The organism is Treponema primitia ZAS-1, assembly GCF_000297095.1.
Classification (GTDB): domain Bacteria; phylum Spirochaetota; class Spirochaetia; order Treponematales; family Breznakiellaceae; genus Termitinema; species Termitinema primitia_A.
In genome coordinates, this window is sequence record NZ_AEEA01000119.1 from 1 (window position 1) to 2,204 (window position 2,204).

At 54.8% G+C, this 2,204-nt stretch carries 2 protein-coding genes; both read left to right on the forward strand.

Annotated features, from left to right (window positions below; translation table 11 throughout):
* Positions 1 to 914 (forward strand): hypothetical protein (locus TPRIMZ1_RS19295; RefSeq protein WP_010262083.1); only part of this gene is annotated, 914 nt, incomplete at its 5' end.
* Positions 911 to 1,918, forward strand: a complete 1,008-nt coding sequence (locus tag TPRIMZ1_RS0115220; protein WP_010262085.1) for a glucosyl-3-phosphoglycerate synthase — start codon at positions 911 to 913, stop codon at positions 1,916 to 1,918. The genes TPRIMZ1_RS19295 and TPRIMZ1_RS0115220, both read left to right, overlap by 4 nt.
* Positions 1,919 to 2,204 lie beyond the last annotated feature (286 nt).

The window sequence follows — 2,204 nt, forward strand, 5'->3', positions numbered from 1 at the left end:
CAGGGCTGGCGGATATCCTGGGCTGCGCCGCTCTCCTGTCCATCGCAGAAGCCCTGACCGAAGATCGGCTGCAATCGGGAAGGGATGTCCTGATCCTCTTTGCCGCCCGCTCCCTGGACGACCCCGACGGGAACGCCTTTTTTCCCATTTTCGATAACCCCAGCCATTTTCCCTGCGCCGCCATCGGAATACGGGGATTGACCCTGGGATCGGTGATTACCAATACCCAGGGGATCTACCGTATCCGGGTAACCATGGGACGGACACCGGATGAAAAGGAGGTGACCAGGGACGAAACGGAGGCCCCGGATATTCCCGTAAAACCCGAAACCGCCAATCAGGTGGTGGATACCCTTATTTCTACGGCCCGCAAGCTTTCGGGGATCAGCTGGGATTCCAAGGGGACAACCCATTTTTATATACGCCGTATCGAAGCGGGAACCGGCTTTGGGAGGGCGCCCCGGGAGGGGATCCTGGAGATAGAGCTGGAATCCTCCGACGGCCCCCAACTGGAAATGGCCATGAACACCGTTAAAGCCACTGCGGAAAACGCCGCAAAGTTTTCCGTGGAGAATCCAAACCCCGATTCGGCCATTAAAACCGAAGTGAACATCACCTCCTTCATCCCCGTGGGGGAACAGAATAACAACCCGGAACTCTTCAAAACCATCCGGGGCATCATGAAGGATCTCCATATCCGCTTGAGGGAAGAAAACGGCGCCGACCCTTCGGCCATCCTTTCCAACCGGGGAATCCCATCATTTTCCATCGGCATAGCCCAGGGTTGGGAAGGTCTGAATTCGGACACCATTGAGATCGCTTCCATAGAAAAGGGACGCCAGCTCATTGAGGCATTGATCACAAGGATGTCACATGATGTGGCCTCTCCACCACAGAGCGGAGGTGACACATGAGTGAAGATGCGCGGGGAACTTCGTTGCAAGATGCGCTGCTGCAGAAAACCTGGCACCACTCCAAATTTTCCGACATACCCCGCTTAGTATCACTGAAGGAAAAGAAGGGCCTTAAAATTTCCCTGGCCTTTCCCACCCTGAACGAAGAAGCCACCATTGGTAAAGAAATATTGGTGATGCGCACAGAACTGATGGAGCGTTACCCCCTGTTGGACGAAATCGTGGTGATCGATTCCTCCTCCAAGGACAATACCCGGAAGGTGGCGGAACGTTTTGGCGCCCGGGTCTTTGATTCCAAGAGCATACTTCCCAACTACGGCGCCTACCGGGGTAAGGGGGAAAATCTTTGGAAAAGTCTCTACGTATTGGAGGGTGATATCATCGTCTGGGTGGATGCGGATATTTCCAACATTGCCCCTAAATTCGTCTACGGCCTCATCGGTCCCCTCCTGGAGGATGATAAGACCGCCTATGTCAAATCTTTTTACGAACGTCCCATCCGTTCCTCCGGGGGCATTTCCTCCACCGGCGGCGGCAGGGTCACAGAAATACTGGTGCGCCCCCTCTTTTCTCTTTTCTACCCCGAACTGGCCCGTCTGATCCAGCCCCTCTCGGGGGAATACTCGGGCCGCCGCAGCCTTCTGGAGCAGCTTTCCTTTTCCGTCGGTTACGGAGTAGAGTTAGGCCACCTGATCGACATACTCCAGCTCCAGGGCATTGAAGCCATGGCCCAGGTTGACCTGGACCTGCGCATCCACCGGAACCAGACAACCGCCGCCCTTGGTAAAATGGCCTACGGTATACTCAACACCTTTACTGCGCGGATAAAAAAATACGGCGCCGCCGAAATACTGCGGGAGCTCGGGGATCACCACATAGCGCTGGAAATGGATGCATCCGCCGAGGGATCAAGCCATCGGGTTATTAAGACGGATATTCCTTCGGTGGAAAGGCCGCCTATTATTGAGATACCGGAGTATCGAGAGAAGTTCAAGAAAGGCTGATCGCCTAACCCCCCTATGGACCCTGATTTGGTTACCGGGAACGCACTAAAACTATGTATGGGGTCCTGCCAGCTGGAACAAATATCAGGAACCCCCAAAGGGTCCCCCTGATATTTGTTCCACTGTCACCCCCGATAAATTATCTACAGTGCGTTCCCGAGCCGCTTAAGGGGTCCATAGGGGGCCTTTGTCACATAGCGCTAAACACCGCTTGGGGCTTAGTTGGAAACTTCATTCGGCGAACCAGCCCGGTGAAGCCATGCGCCCACGAGAGAGACTTTTACTG

Excerpts from the sequence above, each read along its gene's own strand:
- TPRIMZ1_RS0115220 (WP_010262085.1), top strand. The coding sequence starts at position 911 with ATGAGTGAAGATGCGCGGGGAACTTCGTTGCAAGATGCGCTGCTGCAG.